Raw genomic sequence first — 25,382 nt, 5'->3', positions numbered from 1 at the left:
GCGGCCGCGATCTGGGCGGCCCGGGCCTCAGCCCCGCTGGAGCGTGGTCAGCATGGCCTCGACGGCGATGCGCGGCTTCACGTTCAGCTCCAGCGCGGTCCGGCAGGCCAGCACGGCCTCCAGCCGGCGCAACGTCGACTCCGGCGTCCACGCCGAGGCCGCCGCCCGCGCGTCCTCGGCCCGGTCCGGGTGGTTGAGCGCGGCCCGCGCGCCCGTCGCGGTCACCAGCACGTCCCGGTAGAACGCGGCCAGGTCGACCAGCGCCTGGTCCAGCGAGTCGCGCTGGGTGCGGGTGGCGCGCGACTTCTGCCGCTTCTCCAGCTCCTTCAGCGCGCCCTTCGCCCCGCGTGACGCGGCGGCCGTGCCCTTGCCCGTGCCGCCCGCGCCCATCGCGGTCTCCAGCGCCTCGCGCTCGGCCTGGTCGCGGTCCTCGTTCGCGGCCTGCGCGTCACCCTCGGCGGCCGACACGAGCTGGTCGGCGCAGGTGAAGATGTCCGCCGGCCGCCGCAGCGCCACGGGGATGCGCAGCACGGACTCGCGCCGGGCCCGCGACTGCTCGTCGGTGGCCAGCCGCCGCGCCCGGCCCACGTGCCCGCCGCACACCGAGGCCGCCCACGACGCCACCTCCGGGGCCACGCCCTCGTCCCGCAGCGCCGACGCGATCGCCTCGGCCCGGGGCGTGGCCAGCGACACGATCCGGCAGCGCGACCGGATGGTCACCGACACGTCCTCGGGGTGGTCCGACGGCGCGCACAGCAGGAACACCGTCCGGGCCGGGGGTTCCTCCACGGCCTTGAGCAGCGCGTTCGCCGCGCCCTCGGTGAGCCGGTCGGCGTCGGCGATGATCACGACCTGCCAGCGGCCCGACGTCGGCCGCCGGGCGGACACCTGCACCAGCGACCGCATCTCGGCCACCGAGATCGACAGGCCCTCGGGCGCGACCACCCGCACGTCGGCGTGCGTGCCCGCGAGCGCCGTGTGGCAGCCGGCGCACGAGCCGCAGCCCGGCCGGTCGTCCACGGCGGTGCACTGCAGCGCGGCGGCGAACGCCCGTGCCGCGACCGAGCGACCCGAACCGGGCGGCCCGGTGAACAGCCAGGCGTGGGTCATCGCGCCGGGCGCCGGCGACCCACCCGCCACGATCGACGCGGCGGCCTCCGCCGCCGCCGACAGCACCGCGACCGCGTCGGGCTGGCCGACGACGTCGCCCCACACACCACGGTTCACCAGGCGACCGTACCGATCCGTCAGGACGTCTCCGCCACCGGCTTGACCGGCATCCCGGTCCGCCGCGCGAGCAGCGGCAGCACCGCGTCGCGGACCCGGTCGGCGACCTCGTCCTCGGTGCCGTCGGCGTCCACCACGACGTACCGCTCCGGGTCGGCCGAGGCCATGTCGGTGAGCAGCTTCTGCACCCGCCAGTGGTGCTCGACGGTGTCCAGCGTGCCGCCGGAGGCCCGCACCTGCGACGGCGTGCGGTCCAGCAGCACGGTGACGTCGGGCCGCAGCCGGCCGGTGGCCCAGTCGACCAGGCCCTCCACCTCGCGCGGCTCGACGCTGCCCGCCGCGCTGAAGTGCGCCAGCGGGCTGTCGACGTACCGCTCCATCACGACCAGCGCGCCGTTGTCCAGCGCGGGCCGCACCTCGCGCTCCACCACGTCGGCGCGCACGGCGGCGGCCACCAGGGCGTGCGCCCGCACCCCGGCCAGGTCGGCGGTGGACAGCAGGTTGCGCAGCCGCTGCTCGTCCAGGTCCGGGTCGGAGGCGAGCACGACCTCGCGGCCCGTCTCGCGCAACGCCCCGGCGAGCCTCCTGGCCTGCGCGGAGGTGTCCTGGCGGGTGTCGCCCTCGACCGCGATCAGCAGCCCGCCGGTCCGCCTGCCGCGCCCGCGCAGGGCCGCCATCAGGTCGGACAGGATCGGCTCGGAGCGCCGGTTGTCCATCTGCCGGTAGGCGATGAGCCCGAGCAGGGCGGCGATCACGCCCGCCCCGAACAGCACCGGCCGCGTGCCGTCGACGTGCATCGGGTGGTCGAAGACGGTGATCGTGCGCCGGCTGACCAGCGTGACCAGCAGCGGCGCGGCGGCCGACGAGGCGAACAGCACGACCTTGAGCAGCGACTGGAGCAGCGCCACGGTCCGGCCGCGCATCGCGTCCTCGACCTGCGAGCCGACGATGGTCAGGCCGGTGAGGAACGCCATGCCGGCCGACGCGCCCACCAGCGCCACCGCGACCAGCGCCACCCACAGGTGCGGCGCGAACGCCACGAACAGCAGGCTCACGCCCGCGACCAGGATCGTCAGGCCGAACAGCCGGTCGTAGGGCAGCCGCCTGGCCATCCGGGGCGCGGTCGCCATGCCGACCGCCAGGCCCGCGAACACGGCCACGAACAGCAGGCCGAACGTGGAGTCGCCGCCCAGCAGCGACTGGGAGTACGGGGTGGCCGTGCCGATCACCGCGCCGGCGGCGGCGAACGCGCCGATCATGCCGATGACCAGGCCGCGGACCAGCGGCGTGCGGGCCGCGTACTTCATGCCGTCGCGCAGCATGGCGAAGAAGCCGGGCGCCTCGCCGTTCTCGCGGGTGCGCCGGACCGAGGCGATGCGGCCGGACAGCTCCGGGATGCGCGTGGCCACGATGACGGCCGACGTCACGTACAGCGCGCCGTTGACCATGACGGCGATGGTTGCGATCCGGAACTCCAGGTCGCTGTTCTGCAGGCCCAGGTAGCCGGGGATGCCGGAGATGATCGAGTACAGGCCCGCGCCGGAGATGACCGAGATGCCGTAGGTCATCACCAGGCCGAGCTGGTTGGCCGTCTCCACCTGGTCGGGGCGGCGCAGCAGGTTCGGCACCGCCGAGTCCTTGGCCGGGATCCAGAGCATCGCGCAGCAGCCGACCAGGAAGTTCGCGATGAACAGCCACCAGGCCGTGCCGACCAGCGCGATCGAGATGAACAGGCCGCCGCGCAGCAGGTCGCAGACCACCATGATCCTGCGGCGGTCGAACCGGTCGGCGAGCACGCCGCCGAGCGGGGCGAACAGGATGCCGGGCAGGAGCTGGGTGAGGACGACCAGGCTGAGCGAGAAGCTCTGCCACTGGTAGCTGTCCATCAGCTTCGTGACCAGACCCGTCAGGGCCAGGAGTGACAACCAGTCACCGACGCTGCACAGGTAGGTGACGCCCCAGAGCCTGCGGAACGGCCGGATCGCCAACACGCTGCGAATCCGGTGGCTGGTCGAGGCCGCTGTGCCGCCGTCTTGGATGGTGCTCACCCCCGCCGATGGTGCTGGCCGTAAGGGTAGCCGGACCGATTCACCCGCCTGACCACATCCGCCGATCGGGTGACCCTGGCGAGATCATCGCACCAGGTCGACCACGGCTTCGATGATCTCACGGAGGACGTTGAACAGCAGCCCGCCGAGGGCGGCGAGCACCACGAGGCAGCCGACCAGCCCGGCCGCGTTCTTCTTCGGCGGCTGGGGCCCGACGGTCCGCGGCACCTGCGCCGGCACCTGCGGCCCCGACCGGCCGGGCGCGGCCGGCAGCGGTGCCGACCAGCCGGACGGCGCGCTGACCTGCGCGGATCGGACCTGCGTCCTGCGGTTCGGCGTCCCGCGGTCCTGCGCCGATCGGCCCTGTGCGGCACGGCCCTGTGCGGCACGGCCCTGTGCGGTGCGGCTCTGCGGCACGGTGGGCCGGGCCGGTCGCGCGCCACCGGGTGCCGCCCTGGTCCCGGCGTGCGGCGGGACCTCGACCGCAGCCGGCGGCACCACCCCCGGCGGCACCACCATCGGGGGAACCACCGGCTCGGGCGGCCGGTAGGGCTGCTCACCCGTCACCAGCCCCGCGAGCGGGTCCGGGAACAGGCGCGGCGGCGGGGGCGGCTGCGTCCCGTCGTAGCCGGATCGACCAGCTCCTGAGCCGTCCACCGCCCCGCCTCCCCTAGCCCTTCGACTTCGCCGGGGCCTTCTTGCGCGCGGGCGCCTTCTTCGCCGCCGGCGCCCGCTTCTTCGTCGTCGGCCCCTTGGCCCGCTTCTCGGCCAGCAGCTCCGCCGCCCGCTCGTCGGACAGCCCCTCGACGCTGTCGGTCTTGCGCAGCGAGGCGTTGGTCTCGCCGTCGGTGACGTACGGGCCGAACCGGCCCTCCTTGACCACCATCGGCTTGCCCGACACCGGGTCGGCGCCCAGCTCCTTCAACGGCGGCGCGGCGGCCGCCCGGCCCCGCTTCTTCGGCTCGGAATAGATCTTCAGCGCCTCGTCGAGGGTGACCGTGAACAGCTGGTCCTCGCTGGTCAGCGACCGCGAGTCGGTCCCCTTCTTCAGGTAGGGCCCGTACCGGCCGTTCTGCGCGGTGATCTCCGCGCCGGTCTCCGGGTCCTTGCCGACCACGCGCGGCAGCGAGAGCAGCTTCAGCGCGTCGTCCAGCGTCACCGAGTCCAGCGACATCGACTTGAACAGCGAGCCGGTGCGCGGCTTCGGCGCCTTCTTCGCGCCCTCGGGCGCCTCGGGCAGCACCTCGGTCACGTACGGCCCGAACCGGCCCTCCTTGGCCACGATCTCGTGCCCGGTGACGGGGTCGGTGCCCAGCGAGCGGCCCTCCTGCGGCGTGGCGAACAGCTTCTCCGCGACCTCGCGGTTCAGCTCGTCCGGCGGCAGGTCGTCGGGCAGGTTCGCCCGCTGCGCGCTCACCGCGCCGTCCGGTCCCTCGACCTCGCGCTCCAGGTACGGGCCGTAGCGGCCGACCCGGACGTAGACCGTGCGGCCCTCGATGTCGGAGAACAGCGGGATCGAGTTGACCTCCCGCGCGTCGATCTCCTCGACGCTGGAGCCGACGAGCTTCTTGAGGCCGCCGGAGCGGCCCACCGAGGACTCCGGGCCGACGTTGCCGCCGAAGTAGAACCCGGACAGCCACGTGGTGCGCTCCTGGCGGCCGGCGGCGATGCCGTCCAGCTCGTCCTCCAGGGCGGCGGTGAAGTCGTAGTCGACCAGCCGGCCGAAGTGCTGCTCCAGCAGCCCGACCACGGCGAACGCCACCCACGACGGGACCAGGGCGGAGCCCTTCTTCCACACGTAGCCGCGGTCCTGGACGGTGCTGATGATCGAGGCGTAGGTGGACGGGCGGCCGATGCCCAGCTCCTCCATCGTCTTGATCAGGCTCGCCTCGGTGAAGCGCGGCGGCGGGCTCGTGGAGTGCCCGTCGGCGGACAGCTCGGCGGCCAGCAGCGACTGGTCCTTGACCAGCTGCGGCAGGCGCGACTCGGCGTCGTCGGACTCGCCGCCCGCCTCCGAGTCGACCGTCTCCACGTACGCCTTGAGGAAGCCCGCGAAGGTGATCGTGCGGCCGGACGAGGCGAACGTCACGGCCTCGCCGCCCGCCGTCGTGCCGGAGATGCGCACCGACGTGGTGTTGCCGCGGGCGTCGGCCATCTGGGAGGCGATCGTGCGCTGCCAGATCAGCTCGTAGAGCTTGAACTCGTCGGACTCCAGCTCGCGGGCCACCTGGCCGGGGGTGCGGAACACCTCGCCGGCCGGGCGGATCGCCTCGTGCGCCTCCTGCGCGTTCTTGACCTTGCGCGTGTACTGGCGGGGCTGGTTGGCCACGAACTGGGAGCCGTACAGCTCGGTGGCCTGCGCCCGGGCCGCGGCGATCGCGGTCTCCGACAGCGTCGTGCTGTCGGTGCGCATGTAGGTGATGTAGCCGTTCTCGTACAGCTTCTGCGCGGTGCGCATGGTGCGGTCCGCGGAGAACCGCAGCTTGCGGCCCGCCTCCTGCTGCAGCGTCGAGGTCATGAACGGCGCGTACGGCTTGCGCGTGTACGGCTTCTCCTCGACCGAGGACACCGTCATCGTGGCGTTGACCAGGCCGTCGGCGATGGCCCTGGCCTGCGCCTCGTCCAGCACGCGAACGTCGGAACCGGCCTTGAGCCTGCCGTCGGAGCCGAAGTCGCGGCCCGCGGCCAGGCGCGTCCCGTCGACGGCGACCAGGCGCGCGCCGAACGTGCGCGGCGAGGCGTCCGCGCCCGCGTCCACGGTCGCCGAGACGTCCCAGTACGAGGCGGTGACGAACTTCATCCGCTCGCGCTCGCGCTCGACCACGATCCGGGTCGCCACGGACTGCACGCGGCCCGCCGAGAGCTTCGGCATGACCTTCTTCCACAGCACCGGGCTGACCTCGTAGCCGTAGAGGCGGTCGAGGATGCGGCGGGTCTCCTGCGCGTCGACCAGGTCCTGGTCCAGGTCGCGCGGGTTCGCGGCGGCGGCGAGGATCGCGGGCTCGGTGATCTCGTGGAACACCATCCGCCGGACCGGGACCTTCGGCTTCAGCGTGTCCAGCAGGTGCCAGGCGATGGCCTCGCCCTCGCGGTCGCCGTCCGTCGCGAGGTACAGCTCGTCGACGTCCTTGAGCAGCTCCTTCAGCTCGGCGACGGTCGCCTTCTTGTCCGGCGTGACGACGTAGAGCGGCTCGAAGTCGTGGTCGACGTCGACCCCGAGGCGGGCCCACGACATGCCCTTGTACTTCGCGGGCACGTCGGCCGCGCCGCGGGGCAGGTCCCTGATGTGCCCCTTGGATGACTCCACGACGAAGTCGTTGCCGAGGTACGACGCGATCTTCCGCGCCTTCGCGGGCGACTCGACGATCACCAACCGCCGGTTGCCGCTCGCTGATCCCCCGTTTGTCTTCCTCGCCCGTGTCGATCCAGCCACGCCGTCCCGCTCTCTTCGAACACTGTGTCCCGACCCGCCAGTGTGCACTGTCCTTTGTCGCCGCTGGGCAGCCCTGGTCGGGACAGGGTGACACAACTGTGCCGGATCCTCCGCCAACCCGACGCGCTACGCGGCGGGCCAGGTGCGTTCCGCGACGCCCCGCGGCGCGCGTCCGACCAGCTCGGCGAGCCGTTCGAGCCGCCGCCTGCCGGTGACGCGCAGCGCCGGTCCCCCGGCCCTCCCGGTCAAGAGTGTCGAGGGCAGGCCCGAGGTGGCCAACGCTTTTCGCAACGCTTCGTGGGTCCCGGGTGCTCCCGGGTCCAGGCCCAGGAGGTACCCGGACCCCGACTCGACCCACCGGCCGGAGGCCAGCGCCCACAGCCGCAGGGCCGCGCCGTCGAGCGTGAAGTCGGGTGGGACGACCTTGCGGTCGCCGTCGAACCACTGGGCGGCCAGGCCCGCCAGGTCGGTGCGGAAAGCCGTCGTGACCTGCCAGGACTCGGTGACGACCGGTTCGGCCGCGGTGCCCTCGCCGTCGGCCCGGGGCTCTGACTCCGGCTCCGGTTCCGGCTCGGGCTCCGGCTCGACGGCGGTGGGCCTGCTGCGGCCCGAGCCGATCACCACGGGCGCGAAGCCGTCCGGGTCGTCGACCGGCTCGTCCGGCGGGTCGTCCTCGACCAGGTCGTCGACCGGCGCTCCGGGCACGTCCTCCGGCGGCTCGGCCTCCTCGACCTCGACTTCGACCTCGACCGGTCCGTCCACCGACGCGCCCGGGGGCTCGTCCGCCCCGGGCACGCGCACCGCGCGGACCAGCTCGGACCGCGCCTGCACGCCCCGCTCGGCCAGCGCCGCCACCACGGCGGCGGCGCGGTCCGGGGTGTCGAGGGCCACCTCCACCCGGGCCGCGCGCCCGCGGGCGAAGCCCAGCGCCCGGCCGGGCCCGCACAGCAGGCCCGCCAGGTCGCCGACGCAAGGCTGTCGCGCCTCGGCCGAGTAGAAGGACAGTTGCCCCACGAAGACGCAGCGTAGAACACACGTTCGACCACGGCCAGTCTCCGAAGGGCTGAACCACGCACCCCACCGGCCTCAGCCGTCACACGGTCGTCAGCCGCCCAGGCCCTTCAGCGTCTCCGCCATCGCCTGGCACTCCGGGGCCTGCTTGAACGCCTCACCGAGCTCCGGGTCGTCCTGGAGCTTCTTGATCTGCTCCTGGAGCTTCGACGGGTCGGCCTGGTCGCCGCCCAGCCGCTCCAGCTTGGCCGCGAACTCCGGGTCGGCCGGGTCGAGCTTCGCCAGCTCGGCGTTGACCTCGGTCAGCTGCCCGCCGGTGTCGGTGAAGAACTTGACCAGCTCGTCGTGCAGCTCGCGGCCGGCGGCGGACGGCGCGCCGAGGTCGTCCAGCTCCCGCCCGGCCTCGCTGAGCGACTTGCCCGCCTTGGCGCTGTAGTCGAGCAGCGCGGCCTTCTGCACGGCCGGGTCCTCCGCGCCGCCCTCGAACATGGTCTTGAGCAGGCTCATCACGCCCTCGATCGTGGGACCGACGCCCTGGCAGAACGTGCCGGTCCACTTCACCGGGTCGGCGCCGGCGGTCGCCGAGGCGCTCGTGGCCGTCGCCGACGAGCCGGTGGACGAGGACGACGAAGACGGGTACGCGGCCCCACCACCGCCGCACGCGGCCGTGACCAGGACGGCGGCGAACACGCCGGCGAGCGCGACACGGTGCTTCACGGAAAGCCCCCCAAATCGGGTGAAAACAGGTGAAGGGGCAACGTACTACGACGTGGGCGCGGCGGCCTCCGACGGCCGCAGCGTGCGCAGGCCCTGGCAGGACCCGGCCTTCTCGGCCGCCGCGGCCAGCTCCGGCGAGGCCTCCAGCTGCTTCAGCGGCGCGACGAAATCATCCAGCCGGGTGATGGCCTCCCCGGCGGCCTGCAAGCCGCCCACCGGGTCGTTGGCGTCCGCCGCCTCGATGGCCGCCTTCGCGTCGGTGAAGTTCTTCGCGATGTCGGTGAACGTCACCGCCATCTTCTCCACCTGCTCGTCGCCGCCCGCGACCGGCGACGGGCCGACGCCGCGCAGCTTGGCCGCCGTCTGGCCGAACGCGTCCGCCATCTGGCCCATGTAGGCGCCCATGTCGGCCTTGAGCTTCGCCGGGTCGTTCGCGTCGAGCTGCGGCGGCGTCTTGGGCACGGTGGCGAACGAGGCCGCCGCCGTGCACACCTTGTCCATGTACGCCACGGCCGCCTCGTCGGACGGCGACGCGGTCGTCGCCGGCGTGGTGGTGGTCGAGTCGCCCCCGGACCCGCACCCGGCGACCGCCAGGACCACGGCGGTCGCGGCGACCAGCGGAAGAAGTCTCATCAGGGCGCTCCCCGTCGTTCTCGGCATCACCGAACAGTGTGCCCCCATCCGGGCGCGCCCACTCGGCCCACCCGCGCCGCGCACGCGGAGGGGGCGGGGCGCCGACCCGGCACCCCGCCCCCTCCGGCCGTGCGTCACGCGGAGGTCGTGGCCTCCGCCGGGGCGTCCGCGATGGCCGTGCCGCGCCGCTTGGACACGACCACGGCCGCCACGATCGCGATCGCCGCGACGACCGCGATGGCGTACCGGATGCCGGCCGACTCGCCCGAGCCGACGGTGAAGCCGACGATGGCGGGCGCGATCAGCACCGAGACCAGGTTCATCACCTTGATCAGCGGGTTGATGGCCGGACCGGCGGTGTCCTTGAACGGGTCGCCGACCGTGTCGCCGATGACCGTGGCCGCGTGGGCCTCGGAGCCCTTGCCGCCGTGGTTGCCGTCCTCGACCAGCTTCTTCGCGTTGTCCCAGGCGCCACCGGAGTTGGCCAGGAACACCGCCATCAGCGTGCCGGTGGCGATCGCGCCGGCCAGGTAGCCGGCCAGCGGGCCGACGCCGAGGCCGAAGCCGACCGCGATCGGCGCGAGCACGGCGAGCAGGCCGGGGGTGGCCAGCTCGCGCAGCGAGTCCTTCGTGCAGATGTCGACGACCTTGCCGTACTCCGGCTTGACCGTGCCGTCCATGATCCCGGGGTTCTCGCGGAACTGGCGGCGCACCTCGAACACGATCGCGCCCGCCGCGCGGGTCACCGCGTTGACCGCGAGACCGGAGAACATGAACACGACCGCCGCGCCGATCACGACGCCGACCAGCACGTTCGGGCTGAACACGACGTTGGTGAACGACACGGGCACGTCGCCCAGGCCCACCTGGACGTCCCGCAGCGCCTGGTCGATGGCGTCCTTGTAGGAGCCGAACAGCGCGGTCGCCGCCAGCACGGCGGTCGCGATCGCGATGCCCTTGGTGATCGCCTTGGTGGTGTTGCCCACCGCGTCCAGCTCGGTGAGGATCTGCGCGCCCTCGCCGTCCACGTCGCCGGACATCTCGGCGATGCCCTGGGCGTTGTCGGAGACCGGGCCGAAGGTGTCCATGGCCACGATGACGCCGACCGTGGTCAGCAGGCCGCAGCCGGCCAGCGCGACCGCGAACAGCGACACGACCACCGAGCCGGACAGCAGGAACGCGCCGTAGACCGCGCCGCCGATGACCAGCGCGGTGTAGACCGCGGACTCGAAGCCGACCGAGATGCCCGACAGGATGACCGTCGCCGCGCCGGTGAGCGAGGTGCGGCCGACCTCCTTGACCGGCTTGTGCTCGGTGCCGGTGAAGTAGCCGGTCAGCCACAGGATGACGCCCGCCAGCACGATGCCGATGATCACCGCGACGGCGGCGATCAGGGCCGGGTTGCCCGGGGTGCGCGCGATCTCCTCGGAGACGCCCGCGAGGCCCGCGAACGAGCTGGGCAGGAAGACGAACGCGGCCACCGTGCACAGCACCGCGGAGACGACCGCCGAGATGTAGAACGAGCGGTTGATCGCGGTGAGGCCGTTCTCGCCGGTGCGGGCGCTGGTGATGTAGACGCCGATGACCGCGGTGAGCACGCCGATCGCGGGCACGATGAGCGGGAACAGCAGGCCCTTCGCGCCGAAGGCGGCCGTGCCGAGGATCAGCGACGCCACCAGGGTGACGGCGTAGGACTCGAACAGGTCCGCCGCCATGCCGGCGCAGTCGCCGACGTTGTCGCCCACGTTGTCGGCGATGGTGGCGGCGTTGCGCGGGTCGTCCTCCGGGATGCCCTGCTCGACCTTGCCGACCAGGTCCGCGCCGACGTCGGCGGCCTTGGTGAAGATGCCGCCGCCGACCCGCATGAACATGGCCAGCAGGGCCGCGCCGAAGCCGAAGCCCTCCAGCACCCGCGGCGCCTGGCCCACGTAGACGAACACGACCAGCGCCGCGCCGAACAAGCCCAGGCCGACGGTGAACATGCCGACCACGCCGCCGGTGCGGAACGCGATCCGCATGGCCTTCTCCCGACCGCCGGTCTCCTTGGCCGCGGCGGCGACGCGCACGTTCGCGCGGGTCGACAGCCACATGCCGAGGTAGCCGATGACGGCGGAGAAGCCGGCGCCGACGAGGAAGAACAGCGACCTGCCGATCCGTTCGCCGATGTCCTCGGCCGGGAGCGCGAACAGCAGCACGAACACGATGACGACGAAGATGCCGAGCGTTCGGAACTGCCGGTTGAGGTAGGCCGCTGCGCCCTCTTGGACCGCCTTGGCGATGTCCTGCATCTTGGAGGTGCCCTGGCCCGCGGCCAGCACCTCCCGGAGCAGCACGTAGCCCACGGCCAGGGCAGCCAGGGCGACCACGGCGACCACGGCGACGAGGCCGCGATCACCTCCGGAGAGCTCGAGGCCCTCCGCGAGGAATTGCCGGGACATCCGTCCTCCTGGTGAGTTTTCCAAGCCCAATGACAGGGCCACCCCGCTGTTGTGAGGCGGGTCACTCACGCGACTGTCAGCCCCGACACAACGTGATGCACCCCTCATTGGATGCGATAGCGGCGGAGTCTATTCATACTGCGCAAGCAGGCAACGAGGCGTCCCGATCCGTACACACACCGTTATCCACAGAGGCCGGGTCCGCATCTCGACCAAGTGTGCGAAGCTGCGCCTCGTGGTGAACCAGGGACGACGTTTGCTGGACCGCGTCCTGGCCGGTGTGCCGGCGGGCGAATCGCCGTTGACGCACACCGAAGTGCAGCCGCCGCGGCCGGCACAGCCCGTCCCGTGGCCGTCGTGGGCGCCCGACCCGGTGGTGTCCGCGCTGGTCGCGCGCGGTGTCACCCAGCCGTGGCGGCACCAGGTGGAAGCGGCGACCCACGCGTGGTCCGGGTCACACGTGGTCGTGGCCACGGGTACCGCTTCGGGGAAATCGCTGGCGTACCAATTGCCGGTGTTGAGCGCGTTGACGGTTGATCCGAAGGCAACGGCTCTGTACCTCTCGCCGACGAAGGCGCTCGGCGCGGACCAGTTGAGATCGGTGACCGGTTTGGGCGTGTCGGGCGTGCGCGCCGCGTCGTTCGACGGCGACACCCCGATGGCGGAACGCGATTGGGTGCGCGCGCACGCCAACTGGGTGTTCAGCAACCCGGACATGCTGCACCGGGGCGTGCTGCCCAACCACGCCAGGTGGATCAGGTTCCTGCGCCGGCTGTCGTACGTGGTGGTCGACGAGTGCCACACCTACCGGGGCGTTTTCGGGTCGCACGTGGCGCTGTTGCTGCGGCGGCTGCGCCGGGTGGCGCAGCGGTACGGCGCGGACCCGGTGTTCGTGCTGGCGTCGGCGACGGTGGCCGACCCGGCGGCGTCGGCGGAGGCGCTGCTGGGCGTGCCCTGCGAGGCGGTGACCGAGGACGGCTCGCCGCGCGCGGGCCGGACGGTGGCGCTGTGGGAGCCGCCGCTGCTGGACGAGCTGGAGGGCGAGAACGGCGCCCCGGTGCGGCGGTCGGCGGGCGCGGAGACCTCGCGCATCCTGGCCGACCTGGTGCTGGAGGGCGCGCGGTCGCTGGCGTTCGTGCGGTCGCGGGTGGGCGCGGAGCTGACGGCGCTGGGCGCGCGGCGGGTGCTGGCGGAGGTCGACCCGGCGCTGGCGGAGCGGGTCGCCGCGTACCGGGGCGGGTACCTGCCGGAGGAGCGGCGGGCGCTGGAGCGGGCGGTGTCGTCGGGCGAGCTGCTGGGCGTGGCGACGACGAACGCGCTGGAACTCGGCGTCGACATCGTCGGGCTGGACGCGGTGGTGGTGGCCGGGTTCCCGGGCACGCTGGCGTCGTTCTGGCAGCAGGCCGGGCGGGCGGGGCGGACGGAGGACACCGACGCGCTGGTGGTGTTCGTGGCGCGGGACGACCCGTTGGACACCTACCTGGTGCACAACCCGTCGGCGGTGCTGGACCGTCCGGTCGAGGCGACGGTGCTGGACCCGGCGAACCCGTACGTGCTGGAGCCGCACCTGGCGTGCGCGGCGGCCGAGCTGCCGCTGACGCCGGAGTCGCTGGCGGCGTTCGGCGGTGAGGCGGCGCTGGCCGTGGTGGAGGACATGACGGCCCGGCGGGTGCTGCGGCGGCGACCGAACGGCTGGTACTGGACCTCGCACGACCGGCCGCACGCCGACGTGGACATCCGCGGGTCCGGCGGTGAGCAGGTCGTGGTGGTGGAGGCCGACTCGGGCCGGATGCTGGGCACGGTCGACCCCGGTTCGGCCTGCTGGCAGGTGCACTCCGGCGCCGTCTACCTGCACCAGGGCGAGTCGTACGTGGTGGACGAGCTGGACCTGGACGCCGGCCTGGCGATGGTCCACGCCGAGAAGCCGGACTGGACGACGACCGCCCGGGACACCAAGGACATCTCGGTGGTGCGGGTGCTGGAGGAGCGGGAGTTCGACGGGGTGACGGTGTGCCTGGGCGAGGTGGAGGTGACCTCGCAGGTCGTCGGCTACCTGCGGAAGCTGCCGTCCGGCCAGGTGGTCGACTCGGTGCCGCTGGCGCTGCCCGCGCAGACGCTGGTGACGCGGGCGGTCTGGTACACGGTGTCCGCGGGGTTGCTGGGCAGTGCGCCGGGGGGCGCCGGGCTGGTCCCGGCGCGCGTCCCCGGCGCACTGCACGCCGCCGAACACGCGGCGATCGGCCTGCTACCGCTCTTCGCGACCTGTGACCGTTGGGACATCGGCGGGGTGTCGACCGCACTGCACCAGGACACCGGGGAGGCGACGGTGTTCGTGCACGACGGTCATCCCGGGGGAGCCGGGTTCGCCGACCGCGGGTTCAACGCGGTCATCCCGTGGTTGGTCGCTACTAGGGAGGCCATCGCGGCTTGCGCGTGTCCGGCCGGGTGCCCGTCCTGCGTTCAGTCGCCGAAGTGCGGGAATGGCAACGATCCGCTGGACAAGGCGGGCGGGGTGGCCGTGCTGGACGTCGTGCTCGGGGTGGTCGGGGAGAGACGCCACGACGTCCGGCACGGCCATGTCGATCACGACCGGTCGGCGGCGACCAGGCCGTAGTCGGCGGTGCGGTCGGCGGCCTGGAGGAGGGCGTCGCGCACCACGTCCACGTGCGGCAGCTGCCACGCGCAGATCTGCGGCTTCACCCGCCAGTGGACGACGCCGACCTGGCCGGGGCTCGGCGGCAGCGGGACGTACTCGCCCTGGCCGTAGTGCTTGACGTCCGGGTGGGTGATCGACGTGCCGCCGGAGGCGACGAGGAACATCCAGCGGCCCTCGGGGGTCGCGACGATCGGCACCGGCACGCCCGCGGCCCGCAGCTCGACCGCGGCCCGGCGGCCGAGGTCCGCGCCGACCTCGACGGCGTCCACGCCGTGGCCGGTGGCCAGCAGGATGCTGTAGGAGTGGCCGGTCCACCAGGTGGCGACCTGCTCGGCCTTGGTGCCGATGCGCTCCTGCCAGTCGTGGTGCACCGGGACCGGGCCGCTGTCCTCGACACCGTCGCGCCCGGCCCACCGGTCACCCGCCGGATAGGTGCCCGGCAGCACAGGCCACCCGTGCCACGCGAGGTTGACCGCCTCTGCGCGCAGCTCGATGCGGAAGGCCCCGCGCCAGCTATCCGACCACTCCATCGTCCGTTCGCCTCCCGGGTCTCGCGACCACGACACCGTGTCGCGCGTTGTTCGACACCGTGTCGGTGCCGCCACTTGAATTAACGACATGACCGGCGGTTTCGGCAGACGCCTGTCGGCAATCGGTCGATGTGGCACGGCGAGCGCGGCGGGCGCGGGCGGGCGGCAGAACGGCGTGCCGGCCGCCCGCCGGCCGTCAAGCCGCGGATCTGCGGTCGTGTGAGTCCGCTCACCGCCGACGGACGACCGTTCGTCGCGTGAGGAGGGTGTCAAGGTTCGGCCGGACCTGCGCGGGCCCGGGCGGTGGTCGAGCCGAACACCGAGCCGAACACCGGGACGTCGGCGGAAACCCGGACCTCCACCTCCCACCCCCGGACCAGGCAGGCGTCCAACCGCCCACCCATCCGCTCGACCACCCACCCGGCCCGCGCGCAGGCCCCCGCGTCCCCACCAGCCAACTCCCCGGCCGCCGCCAACGCACCGAGATCAGCCGCCGCCCCCACCCGGTGTCGAACCACCACCGCCTCCCCGACGTGCACCCCCACCGCCACCAACCCGAACCACAACGCCCCCACCACCACCGCCACCACCGACGCCGCCCCACGGTCATCCATCACCACCACCTCCACCCACCCGCATCAGCCCGACCTCCACATCGCCCCTCCCCACACCCACACCGCCGCACCCATCACCGCCGCACCCATCCCCGCCGTCCCGGCCACTCCGTCCCGGCCACCTCCGCCCCTGCCGCCCTCACGGCAGGCCATCTCCCACAGCAGGGCACCCTCCAACCACAGCGCCACCTGTCAGCGCCGGGCCGACCTCATCTCGACCCGCCACCGCCCGCGCCTTTCACGACTTCGGCGTCACCACTCACCTCCGCCCCTCCGTCGACCGTCCCCTGACCTCCGCACCTCACTCACCGGCCACTCCGGGCTCGACCACCGCGTAGGCACGCGCCCGCAACCCGACGCCGAACCGCGAGACCGTGACCTCCACCGACGCCGTGTCCGCCTCCTTCCGCACGACCCACCGCGCGCCGTTCGGCGCGACCTCCTCCACCACCGCCGGCACCCGGGCGTCATCACCTCGTGCCACCAGCCGAGCCGCCTCCCGGGCCGCGTCCGTGCACCGGAGCTGACCCACCACCGCCATCACGGCGGCGATGCCGAGCGCCAACACGGCGACCAGCCCGCACACCGCCACCGCCGCCTCGACGGTCACCGCACCCCGGTCGTCCGCGAGCAGCCGCCGGGCGCACCTCACACGCTCACCGTGAACGCCCGTTCCAGCAGCGCCCGGAGCAGGCCCTCCACCCAGCCGCCGTTTATCAGCGCGAACAAGAGCAACGCGAGCGCGGCGGCGGCCAGGGTGCCGATCGCGTACTCCACGGTGGACATACCGCGGTCGTCCAACATCTCTTCCTCCTCAAGCAGGTCTACTGTGGACAATTCAGAAGCCGTCACTCACCCCGCCGACGATGCCGATCACCACCGGCACGACGCCCAGGCACAGGAACGCGGGCAGGAAGCACAGCGCCAGCGGCCCCGCCACGAGCACGGCGGCGCGTTGGGCGCGGGCCTCGGCCTGGTCGGCCACGCGGGTCCGCGCCTCGACGGCGAGGTCCGCCGCCGCACCGGCCAGCGCCGCACCCGACCGGGCGGTCCGGCGGGCCGCCCGGGCCAGGGGCGCGGTGTCCGGGTGGGTGAGGGCCGTCGCCCACGCCCGCACCGGGTCCGCACCCAGCGTCAGCAGGTCGACCACCTCACGCAGGCGCTCGGCGGGCCCCGCGGGCACGCCCGGGAGCACCGCGCGGACCGCCCCGGCCACCGGCAGCCCGGCCCGCAGGGCGGCGGCCAGGAGGTCCCAGGTCGCCGCCGCGGCGAACGGGTCCGGCGGTCGCGCCTTCGGCACTGGCTTCCGCGTGACCCCCGGTCTCAGCCGCGCGGCGGCTCTGGTCGGTGCCGGGAAGGCGACCACCGCCAGCGCCAGCAGCAGCAGGCTCATGCGATCACCTGCCTGGTCAGCCGACCGCTCCACCGCAGCCCGGCGCAGATCAGGACCACCCCGGCGACCAGCAGCACCTGGCCGGGCAGCGTCCCGGACAGCACCGCCAACGGCCCCGCGCCGCCCAGCTCGCCGAGCACGACGCCGAAGAGCGGCAACCCCGCCAGCACCGCCGCGCTCGCCCTCGGGCCGGCCATGCGGGCGTGGACCTGCCCGGCGAACGCGGACCGCCGGTCGAGGTCCCGGCGGACCGCGTCCAGCACGTCGGCCAACGGCACCCCGTGCACCGCCGACAACCGCCACGCCCGCGCCAGTTGCCGGGCGTCCGGGAAGTCGGCGAGCGCCGCCTCCACGTCACCACCCCGTGCCGACGTCGCCGCGATGGCACTCAGGACCTCGGTCGCCGGCGGCTCCGCGTCCTCGGCCGCGCCCGTCGCGGCCTTGGCCGGGTGCGCGCCCGACCTCAGCTCGGCGACGAAGGCCTTCAGCCCGTCGGCGAGCGCGGCGGAAGCGGCCAGCTCTTCGCGTTGCCGAACCGCCTCCCGGTACGTGCGCCACACGGTCGCTCCCAGCAACGCACCCGCGATCACCCCGCCGACACCAGCCGGGAGGCCCAACGCGATACCCGCCAGGACCGCCAGAGGACCGTTCGGCTTCACCTGTTTCCACCGCGGCCCGCGCGCGGACCCGATCAGCCGGCGTCGTGCCCGCGCGGACGGCAACACCAACAGCGCGGCGGCGAACAGCAGCAGGCTCATGACGCCCCCACCAGCTCATCGAGCACCGGCCCCGCCTCCTGCCGGCCGCCGTCCCGCCGCCAGGCCGGTCGGACGACGAGGTCACCGGACCGCCGTTCCAGCACCCCGATCCCCGCCAGGTGCCGGGTGCCGTCCGCCGCGCGGCGCATGTGCAGCACGACCTTCACCGCCGCGGCCAGCTGGCTGTGCAGGGCGCGCCGGTCGAGCCCGCCGAGCGCGGCCAACGCCTCCAGCCGCGCGGGGACCTCGGCGGGCGAGTTGGCGTGCAACGTGCCCGCGCCGCCGTCGTGCCCGGTGTTGAGCGAGGACAGCAGCTCGCAGACCTCCGCGCCCCGGACCTCCCCCACCACGATCCGGTCCGGCCGCATCCGCAACGCCTGCCGGACGAGGTCGCGCACCGTGACCTCGCCCGCGCCCTCGACGTTCGGGCCGCGGGCCAGCAGCCGGACGAACTGCGGGTGGTCCGGTTGGAGCTCGCCCGCGTCCTCGACGCAGACCACGCGCTCGCTGTGCGGCACGCAACCCAGCAGGGCGGCGAGCAGCGTCGTCTTGCCCGAACCCGTGCCGCCGACCACCAGGAACGCCTGCCGGGCGGCCACGATCGCGCGCAGGAGGTCGGCCGCCTCGTCGTCGAACGTGCCGCACGCCCGCAACGTCGCCAGGTCGTGCACCGCCGGGCGCAGCACCCGCAGGGACAGGCAGGTGAACGGCGACACCGGCGGCAACACCGCGTGCAGCCGCACCGACCCGGGCAACCAGCCGTCGACGCAGGGCGAGGCGTCGTCCAGCCGTCGACCGGCCGCCACCGCGAGCCGCTGCGCGAGCCGGCGGACCGCGGCCTCGTCGGGGAACGAGACGTCGGTGCGCCGCAGCCCGCCTACCCCGTCCACCCACACGTGGTCCGGCCGGGTCACGAGGACGTCGGTCGTGCCGGGGTCGCGCAGCAGCGGTTCGAGCGGCCCGGCACCGACGAACTCCTGCCGCAGCACGGCGAGCGCCCGCCGGACGTCCTCGTCACCGAGCACCCCGCCGGCCTCGCCCCGCACGGCCGCCGCGACGGCGGCGGAGGTGAGATCCCCGTGCCCACTGGCCAATCGCAACCGAACGCGCTCAACAAGGTCGTTCACGTCGAGCCTCCTCGCCCGAAGTCCGGGGACGCCGTTCCAGGACTTCGCGAGCCGCCGCGACCAGTTCGTGCCGCCCGTCGGCCGCCCCGGTGCGCGGTGCCGACAGCTCGGCGAGCACCAGTTCGGCCGGGGACACGGGTCGGCAACGCCGGAACGCGACCGGTTCCCGGTAACCGGGATGTCGCCGGACCAGCGGTCCGCCGGCCCACTCGGCCGGGATGCGGTGCGAGGTCGTTGCGCTGCGCGACAGGGGGATGTGGTCAGTGGGCATGGAGCACCGCCAAAAATTCTCGGGTGGGTGTGGGGTGTGCTCGTGCGCGGTGACCCGGGAACGGGCCACGAGGTCCGGGTGCTCGTGGCAGGGACACCCGGATCCGGGGTGGTGTGGATGGCGGTCGGTGGCCCACTGGGCCGATCCGGTCCGCACCGGCCGTGCCATCGACGGCACGCCGCTCGCCGCCGGGTGCCGGGAGGCCGGCCCAAGCCCCGCCTTCGGCGCGCTGCGGCAGCGGGAACGCCCTGCCGTCCGTGGCGGCAGTCGGTGGGCGAGGACCGGGCGGTGCGGGGCGGTCGGCGGCGGAGCAGGCTCGCCGCCCGTGGCGGTGTGGCGACGAACGGGACCCTCCGGAATCCCTGACGGGATCGGGCGGGCGTGGCGTGGGTGGCGCGTTGACACCGGTGGCGGAGCAGGCGCTCGGCCCCTGGCGAGGAGGCGGCAGGGGGAAGGCTCCGGAATCCGGGGTGGGAGTTGGTCGGCCGGGGGCGGGCCGAGGTAGGGGTAAGGCGTTGAACTCGGTGGTGGGCCGGTGGGTCGGTGATGTGGTTCGGCAGCAGCGGAGTTGGTGGAGCGGGGCGGGTTCGAGGGCCTCGGCAGGCGGAGTGCCCCGGCCGGATTCAGCGGGCATCGAGGGCCGCCAGGACGGTTCGGGCGGCCCTGGCGAGCGGGCCGCGGCGGGTCGCGGGGAAGCGGCCGTTGTCCAGCGACCTCGCCAGCCCCGGCTCCGGGCGCATGGTGGTCAGCAGCGGCACGTCGATCGCCTCCACCACCTGGGCTGCGGTCAGGCCGCCGGGCGCCGGGCCGCGGACCACCGCCTTCAGCCGCACGCCCCGCTCGGCCGCCTGGTCGACCACCGCCTTGGCCGCCATGCACGCCTTCACGTCGGCGGGCACCACCAGGACCGCCAGGTCGGCCCGATCGAGCGCCGCGGAGCCGGCGGCGGTCGGTTGGCGCGGCACGTCGCACACCACCGTGCCGCCCGACCGCCGGCCCGCCTCGACCACCGCCACCACGGCGTCCGGCGACGGACCCGGCCCGGTCCGGCCGCAGGACAGCACGGTCAGGCTGCCCCGACCGCCCGAACGACCCGGCAGCGCCGACCGCAGTGCCGCCGCGGGCACCCGGCCGCCCGTCAGCTCCACCGTGGGCCACCGCAGGCCCTCCTGCCGCTCCGCGCCCAGCGTCAGGTCCAGACCGCCGCCCAACGGGTCGCAGTCCACCAGCAGCGCGTGCCCGCCCGCCGCCAGCACGGCCTGGCCCACCGCCACCGCCAGCACCGACGCCCCGGCACCGCCACGCGCGCCCAGGATCGCCAGTACCCGGCCTTCACCGACCGGCGCCCCTTCCACCGCGTCGGCCAACGCCGCCCGCAACCGCTCCTGGTCGGCGGGCAGCTCCAGCACCTGCTCCGCCCCCAACGCCAACGCGCGCCGCCACACCTCGGCGCCCGGCGGCCCGGCACCCACCACGTGCACGCCCGCCCTGCGCGGGAACCCGGCGCACGCCACCACCGCCTCGTGGTCCAGCACCACCGCCGCCGCGCCCTGCCACCGCCCGCGCAACGCCGTCACGTCGACCACGCGCTCCACCTCGCAGCCGACCACCGCCGCCGCGTGCAGCACCTCGTCCACCAGTCCCGGGTCGTTCACCAACGCCACCGGTCGCTTCATCGCCCTCTCCGTCCTGTCGTGGGATCGGGTTCCACGGTCGCGGGCGGTGAGGAAGGACACAACAGCGCATGATCAACATGTGGACAACCGGACGGGCTGTGGACAACCGGGCCACGCGGAAGATCGTCATCGCGGACGGCGGGGCGAAGCATCGAGGGGTGATGCAAGGGGGTTCGCGGGCGCCCGGCGGTCCGGCGCGGAGGTCCGGGCCACCCGACCCCGGACATGGGACGACCCCCGCCAGGGGGGAGGGACGGGGGTCGTCATTGGTTCAGTCCCGGGGGGTCGGACTGAACCCGTCCGGTCGAGCCGGACCCGTCTACTGTATCCCCACGGGACAGGCTCATGCGTGTCTTCGCGTGAGAGGTGACCAAATTTCGATGGACGGCACACCTGGTTCGTAAACTGCCGAACAACCGGGCACGGCCCGGCGCACCCGCCCCGCCTAAGCTTGACCGGTGACCGAGCACGCCACCGAAGGCAGTCGCGTCGCCGCGTTCTTCGACTTGGACAAGACCGTCATCGCCAAGTCGAGCACCCTGGCGTTCAGCCGACCGTTCTTCCAAGAAGGCCTGATCAACCGGCGTGCGGTGCTCAAGAGCGCCTACGCGCAGTTCGTCTTCATGCTGGCCGGCGCCGACGCCGACCAGATGGACCGGATGCGCTCGCACATCACCGCGCTCTGCGAGGGCTGGGACGTCGAGCAGGTGCGCTCGATCGTCGAGGAGACGCTGCACGACATCGTGGACCCCCTCGTCTACAAGGAGGCCACGCAGCTCATCGTCGACCACAAGGGTGAAGGCCACGACGTGGTCGTCGTCTCCGCCTCGGGCGAGGAGCTGGTGGCGCCGATCTCCACCATGGTCGGCGCGACGCACAGCGTCGGCACCCGCATGGTGGTCGCGGAGGGCCGCTACTCCGGCGAGGTCGACTTCTACTGCGCCGGCGAGAACAAGGCGATCGCGATCAAGCAGCTCGCCGAGCAGCACGACTACGACCTGAGCCAGTGCTACGCCTACTCCGACTCCATCTCCGACCTGCCGCTGCTGGAGGCCGTCGGCCACCCCACCGCGGTGAACCCCGACCGGGCGCTGCGCCGGGTCGCCCTCCAGCGCGGCTGGCCGGTGCTGACGTTCTCCGACCCGGTGTCGCTGCGCGCCCGCCTCCCCCGCCCGTCGGGCGCGGCGGTCGCCGTGACCGCGATCGGGTTGGGCGCGGCGACGGCCGCCGGCATGGCCTGGTACGGCCTGCGCAGGCGTCGCCGGAGCTGATTCACCCCGGCGTGCCCCGTCCAGCGGTACCGGGGTCGCGGCAGGCGCGGAATCGCTGTCACGAAAGCCTTTCCGCTACTGAACGCGCTTGACCGGTGCACCCCATCGAGCCCTTGCTGTGATGGCGGACACGCACTACAAAGGAAGTGCGGACCTCGGGTCGGCCAGGGACGGAGCGGAGGAGAAGCGACGTCCACCCCGACGGAGCTCCGTGCGCGGACTTCGAGACACCCACGCGCAGCACGCCGCGGGAGGCTTGTCGTCTAGGGCCTGCGTACCGGGACGCCGGACGCCGAGGCCAGGTCGGTACGACACGAGTTGCACGCTTGGTAACTCGCAAGCCCGCGCTGACGACGGTGGGCCCCTCCACGAGGGGCCCACCGTCTTTTCGCATGCCTGCCTTCTGCCCCGAAAGCGCGACTCCCCGAACAAGTGCCCGAACGGGTGACCGGCCAAACCCCGGGTTTTGTCGGACCCCCTCCCCACAATGGCCACACAACGCAACCCGTTGACCCGCCTCTGTGACGTGGGTAACTTGCCGAAAGCACCACGTTGTGGTGGAGGATTCCCAGTGGGGAGGCCGCAGTGCTCCGTCCGCTCGTCGCCGCCGCCGTGGTCGCGGCTGCCGCGGTGACCACTCCCGCGCCCACGCACGCCGCGCCCGACCAGGCGCAACTGGTCACGGCCCTGGTCCGCGGCATGTCGCTGGAGCAGAAGGTGGGCCAGCTGTTCGTCACCTACCTGCACGGCCAGTCCCCCGACGAGGCCCACCCCGGGAACCTGCGCGACTTCGGCGTCGCCACCCCGGCCGAGGTGGTGGCGAAGTACCAGCCGGGCGGTGTCGTCTACTTCAACAACTCCAGCTACGACAACATCGACACCCCGCGCCAGATCGCCACCCTCTCCAACGGCCTGCAGCGGGCCGCCCGCGTGCCGCTGTCCATCGCCACGGACCAGGAGATGGGCATCGTCACCCGCATCGGCACGCCCGCCACCCAGTTCCCCGGCAACATGGCGCTGGGCGCGGGCCGCAGCGCGGACGACGCCGAGCAGGCCGCCCGCATCACCGCGCGCGAGCTGAGCGCCATGGGGATCACCCAGGACTTCGCGCCCGACGCGGACGTCAACTCCAACCCGGCGAACCCGGTCATCGGCGTGCGCTCCTACTCCAGCGACCCGGCGCTCACCGCCGAGCTGACCGCCGCCCAGGTGCGCGGTTACCAGGGCCGCTTCCTGGCCAAGCACACCGTCAGCGCGACCGCCAAGCACTTCCCCGGGCACGGCGACACCGACATCGACAGCCACACCGCGCTGCCGACGGTGGACCGCACCGAGGCCGAGTGGAGCCGGGTGGACGCCCCGCCGTTCCGGGCCGCCATCGCCGCGGGCGTCGACTCGGTGATGACCGCGCACATCCAGATGCCGAGGATCGACCCGTCGGGCGAGCCGGCGACGCTGTCCAAGCCGGCGCTGGACCTGCTGCGGAACAACCTCGGCTACGACGGCGTGGTCATCACGGACTCGCTGGCCATGGCGGGCGTGCGGCAGCTGCACAGCGACGCCGAGATCCCCGTGCTGGCCCTCAAGGCGGGCGTCGACCAGCTGCTCATGCCGGTGGACCTCGGGCTGGCCGTCGACAGCGTGCTGGCGGCCGTGCGCAGCGGCGAGCTGACCGAGCAGCGCATCGACCGCAGCGTGCTGCGGATCCTGCGGATGAAGTTCCTGCGCGGCACGCTCACCGGCCCGCTCGTCGACGTGGACGAGGTCGACTCGGAGGTCGGGCCGGCCGAGCACCTCGAGGCGGCGGCGCGGATCACCGACCGCACCATCACCGCCGTGCGCAACGACGCCGGCGTGCTGCCCCTGCACGCCAAGCCCACCGCCGCGCTGGTGACCGGCTGGGGCGAGACGACGACCCGCACCCTCGCGGGCTTCCTCGGCGGCACGGCCCTGCCCACCGGCACCGCGCCGACCTCCGCCCAGGTCACGGCCGCGGCGCAGGCCGCGGCGGGCGCCGACCTGGTCGTCGTGCTCACCAACGGCCTGTCCCGCCAGCCCGCGCAGCAGACCCTGCTGACGACGCTGCTGGCCACCGGCAAACCGGTCGTCGCGGTCGCCGTGCAGAACCCGTACGACGTGGCACACACGGCCGCGCCGACGTGGCTGGCGACCTACTCCTACGGCGCGGTGTCGATGCGGGCGCTGGCCGGGGTGATCACCGGCGAGGTGTCGCCGGTCGGCAAGCTGCCGGTCGACGTGCCCGGGCCGACGCCGTACCCCTTCGGCCACGGGCTGGGGTGGTGACCGCCGTGGACCGCAGGCACTTCCTCGCCGCCGGCGCGCTCGCCCTGCCCGCGGTCGACGCCCTGGGCGCGGTCGACGCCCCGGACGCGGACGGACCGCGGCACCAGCCCGACCGCCCGCGGGGCGTCCAGACGGGCGCGGAGCAGCTGGCGCGGGACGGGTGGCGGCGGTTCGCCGGCCACAAGGTCGGCGTGGTCACCAACCCGACCGGCGTCCTGCGCGACCAGACCCACGTCGTCGACTCGATGGTGGCCGCCGGGGTGCGCCCGCAGGCCGCGTTCGGCCCGGAGCACGGCTTCCGCGGCACGGCGCAGGCGGGCGGGTCCGAGGGGAACCACCTCGACCCGCGCACCGGCATCCCGGTCTACGACACCTACGGCGCGAGCGTGCCCAAGATCGCCGAGATGGTGGCCAAGTCGGGCGTCGACACGCTGGTGTTCGACATCGCCGACATCGGCGCGCGCTTCTACACCTACATCTGGACCATGTACGCGGTCATGCAGGCCGCCGCGACGACCGGCACGCGGTTCGTCGTGCTCGACCGCCCCAACCCGGTCGGCGGCACCGCCCGGGGCCCGCAGCTCGACCCGGCCTACGCGACGTTCGTCGGCCGCAAGCCGATCGTGCAGCAGCACGGCATGACGATCGGCGAGCTGGCCCGCCTGTTCGACGGCGAGTTCCTGCCGACCGACGGCGGCCGGGTGAGCAGCCTGGAGGTCGTCGACCTCAAGGGCTGGACGCGGGACGACCTCGACCCCGGCCTGCCGTGGGTCCCGCCGAGCCCGAACGTGCCCACTCGGGACACCGCGCTGGTCTACCCCGGCACGTGCCTGTTCGAGGGCCTGGTCTTCTCCGAGGGCCGCGGCACGACCCGGCCGTTCGAGACGATCGGCGCGCCGGGCCTGGACTGGCGGTGGGCCGAGGACCTGAACGCGCTGGAGCTGCCGGGCGTCCGGTTCCGCGAGACCTACTTCACGCCGACGTTCAACAAGTTCGCCAACAAGCTGTGCGGCGGTGTCGCCCTGCACCTCACCGACCCGCACCGGTTCGACGCGCCCCGCACGGCGGTCGCCATGATCGTCACGGCCAAGGCCCGCTACCCCGAGGTCTTCGCGTGGCGGCCCGACCTCTACATCGACAAGCTCAGCGGCTCCGACCGGCTGCGCCTCATGGTCGACGCCGGCGCGGGCGTCGACGAGGTGGTCGGCGCGTGGGCCGAGGAGCTGGCCGCGTTCGACCGCACCCGCCGGCCGTACCTCCGCTACCGGTAACCGG

General features: G+C 73.6%; 20 protein-coding genes. 4 read left to right on the top strand and 16 right to left on the bottom strand.

Annotated features, from left to right (window positions below; all coding sequences use genetic code 11):
- Window positions 1-27 precede the first annotated feature (27 nt).
- From ACIGNX_RS17225 to ACIGNX_RS17190, 8 genes are all read right to left on the bottom strand, one after another.
- Window positions 28-1,227, bottom strand: coding sequence for a DNA polymerase III subunit delta' (locus tag ACIGNX_RS17225; protein WP_396541000.1), 1,200 nt, complete (start codon window positions 1,225-1,227; stop codon window positions 28-30).
- Window positions 1,228-1,247: 20 nt separating this feature from the next.
- Complete coding sequence (locus ACIGNX_RS17220; RefSeq protein WP_396540998.1) at window positions 1,248-3,275, bottom strand: bifunctional MFS transporter/dTMP kinase; 2,028 nt, start codon at window positions 3,273-3,275, stop codon at window positions 1,248-1,250.
- 84 nt (window positions 3,276-3,359) lie between these two features.
- Window positions 3,360-3,932, bottom strand: a complete 573-nt coding sequence (locus ACIGNX_RS17215; RefSeq protein ID WP_396540996.1) for a hypothetical protein — start codon at window positions 3,930-3,932, stop codon at window positions 3,360-3,362.
- Between the two features lie 13 nt (window positions 3,933-3,945).
- Window positions 3,946-6,708, bottom strand: coding sequence for a type I DNA topoisomerase (topA, locus tag ACIGNX_RS17210; RefSeq protein ID WP_396540994.1), 2,763 nt, complete (start codon window positions 6,706-6,708; stop codon window positions 3,946-3,948).
- 126 nt (window positions 6,709-6,834) lie between these two features.
- Complete coding sequence (locus ACIGNX_RS17205; protein WP_396540992.1) at window positions 6,835-7,722, bottom strand: hypothetical protein; 888 nt, start codon at window positions 7,720-7,722, stop codon at window positions 6,835-6,837.
- A 90-nt stretch (window positions 7,723-7,812) separates the two neighbouring features.
- Window positions 7,813-8,436 carry a hypothetical protein gene (locus tag ACIGNX_RS17200; protein WP_396540990.1) on the bottom strand — a complete coding sequence of 208 codons (624 nt, stop codon included), beginning with the start codon at window positions 8,434-8,436 and terminating at the stop codon, window positions 7,813-7,815.
- Between the two features lie 45 nt (window positions 8,437-8,481).
- On the bottom strand, window positions 8,482-9,069 hold the full coding sequence (locus ACIGNX_RS17195; RefSeq protein ID WP_396540988.1) for a hypothetical protein: 588 nt from the start codon (window positions 9,067-9,069) through the stop codon (window positions 8,482-8,484).
- 134 nt (window positions 9,070-9,203) lie between these two features.
- Window positions 9,204-11,507, bottom strand: a complete 2,304-nt coding sequence (locus tag ACIGNX_RS17190) for a sodium-translocating pyrophosphatase (protein WP_396540986.1) — start codon at window positions 11,505-11,507, stop codon at window positions 9,204-9,206.
- 235 nt (window positions 11,508-11,742) lie between these two features.
- Between ACIGNX_RS17190 and ACIGNX_RS17185 the strand changes: the two genes are divergently transcribed.
- Complete coding sequence (locus ACIGNX_RS17185; RefSeq protein WP_396540984.1) at window positions 11,743-14,121, top strand: DEAD/DEAH box helicase; 2,379 nt, start codon at window positions 11,743-11,745, stop codon at window positions 14,119-14,121.
- Here ACIGNX_RS17185 and ACIGNX_RS17180 read toward each other — a convergent pair.
- The 8 genes from ACIGNX_RS17180 to ssd form a co-directional block, all read right to left on the bottom strand.
- On the bottom strand, window positions 14,091-14,693 hold the full coding sequence (locus tag ACIGNX_RS17180) for a bifunctional DNA primase/polymerase (protein ID WP_396540982.1): 603 nt from the start codon (window positions 14,691-14,693) through the stop codon (window positions 14,091-14,093). The genes ACIGNX_RS17185 and ACIGNX_RS17180 overlap by 31 nt on opposite strands.
- Window positions 14,694-14,962: 269 nt before the next feature.
- Window positions 14,963-15,307 (bottom strand): Rv3654c family TadE-like protein, encoded by a 345-nt coding sequence (locus ACIGNX_RS17175; RefSeq protein ID WP_396540980.1) that lies wholly within the window; start codon window positions 15,305-15,307, stop codon window positions 14,963-14,965.
- 301 nt (window positions 15,308-15,608) lie between these two features.
- Entirely contained in the window at window positions 15,609-15,959 is a 351-nt protein-coding gene (locus ACIGNX_RS17170; RefSeq protein WP_396540978.1) for a TadE family type IV pilus minor pilin, read from the bottom strand.
- Window positions 15,956-16,111 (bottom strand): DUF4244 domain-containing protein, encoded by a 156-nt coding sequence (locus tag ACIGNX_RS17165; protein ID WP_396540976.1) that lies wholly within the window; start codon window positions 16,109-16,111, stop codon window positions 15,956-15,958. Before ACIGNX_RS17165 ends, ACIGNX_RS17170 begins: the two co-directional genes overlap by 4 nt.
- A gap of 34 nt (window positions 16,112-16,145) precedes the next feature.
- Complete coding sequence (locus tag ACIGNX_RS17160) at window positions 16,146-16,700, bottom strand: type II secretion system F family protein (protein ID WP_396540974.1); 555 nt, start codon at window positions 16,698-16,700, stop codon at window positions 16,146-16,148.
- Window positions 16,697-17,458, bottom strand: a complete 762-nt coding sequence (locus ACIGNX_RS17155; RefSeq protein WP_396540972.1) for a type II secretion system F family protein — start codon at window positions 17,456-17,458, stop codon at window positions 16,697-16,699. The genes ACIGNX_RS17160 and ACIGNX_RS17155 overlap by 4 nt, the downstream gene beginning before the upstream one ends.
- Window positions 17,455-18,585, bottom strand: coding sequence for a TadA family conjugal transfer-associated ATPase (locus tag ACIGNX_RS17150; RefSeq protein ID WP_396540970.1), 1,131 nt, complete (start codon window positions 18,583-18,585; stop codon window positions 17,455-17,457). Before ACIGNX_RS17150 ends, ACIGNX_RS17155 begins: the two co-directional genes overlap by 4 nt.
- Before the next feature lie 894 nt (window positions 18,586-19,479).
- Entirely contained in the window at window positions 19,480-20,532 is a 1,053-nt protein-coding gene (ssd, locus tag ACIGNX_RS17145; protein WP_396540968.1) for a septum site-determining protein Ssd, read from the bottom strand.
- Between the two features lie 458 nt (window positions 20,533-20,990).
- On the opposite strand from ssd, the gene ACIGNX_RS17140 reads away from it, so the two are divergent.
- From ACIGNX_RS17140 to ACIGNX_RS17130, 3 genes are all read left to right on the top strand, one after another.
- Window positions 20,991-21,803, top strand: a complete 813-nt coding sequence (locus ACIGNX_RS17140) for an HAD family hydrolase (protein ID WP_396540966.1) — start codon at window positions 20,991-20,993, stop codon at window positions 21,801-21,803.
- Between the two features lie 585 nt (window positions 21,804-22,388).
- On the top strand, window positions 22,389-24,107 hold the full coding sequence (locus ACIGNX_RS17135; RefSeq protein WP_396540964.1) for a glycoside hydrolase family 3 N-terminal domain-containing protein: 1,719 nt from the start codon (window positions 22,389-22,391) through the stop codon (window positions 24,105-24,107).
- A 5-nt stretch (window positions 24,108-24,112) separates the two neighbouring features.
- Entirely contained in the window at window positions 24,113-25,378 is a 1,266-nt protein-coding gene (locus ACIGNX_RS17130) for an exo-beta-N-acetylmuramidase NamZ domain-containing protein (protein WP_396540962.1), read from the top strand.
- The last annotated feature ends 4 nt before the right edge of the window (window positions 25,379-25,382 follow it).

Origin of the sequence: Actinosynnema sp. NPDC053489, assembly GCF_044544865.1 — a bacterium.
In the GTDB taxonomy this organism is placed as follows: domain Bacteria; phylum Actinomycetota; class Actinomycetes; order Mycobacteriales; family Pseudonocardiaceae; genus Actinosynnema.
Note: the sequence above shows the minus strand (reverse complement) of the source record. Positions and strands in the feature narration are given on the sequence as shown.